This is a genomic window from Methylobacterium nigriterrae (assembly GCF_037106235.1).
Classification (GTDB): domain Bacteria; phylum Pseudomonadota; class Alphaproteobacteria; order Rhizobiales; family Beijerinckiaceae; genus Methylobacterium; species Methylobacterium nigriterrae.
Map to the genome: position 1 here is coordinate 1 of NZ_JBAWTG010000649.1, position 330 is coordinate 330.

Sequence of the window (330 nt, forward strand, 5' to 3'; positions counted from 1 at the left end):
ATCGCCCGGCCTGTTCGGCGCCGGGGCGCCCGCGGCGTCGGATGCCCCCGTCGCGCTGCCGCGGGCCGCGGCGGCGCTGATCCCGATGGTGGTGCCCCCCCGCGATCCCGAGCGCTACGCCCTGCTCTACGCCCTGATCTGGCGCTTCACCCGCACCACGTCGTAGGGCTGCAGCGTGCCCCGCGCGACGCCGGGATCGAGGCTGGCGATCCGCCCGTCGGCAAGACCGACCTTCACGGCGCCGCGGCCCGCTTCCAGAACCACGGCGCGCGGCCAGTGCACGTCGTAGAGGACCGGTCGCGCGCTCTCGAGCGCCCGAAGCCCGGCCCG

1 pseudogene is annotated in these 330 nt (G+C 77.0%); it reads right to left on the reverse strand.

What is annotated here, in order from left to right:
- Window positions 1-144: 144 nt before the first annotated feature.
- Window positions 145-330: pseudogene (locus WDW90_RS38595) on the reverse strand (hypothetical protein); the annotation flags it as partial.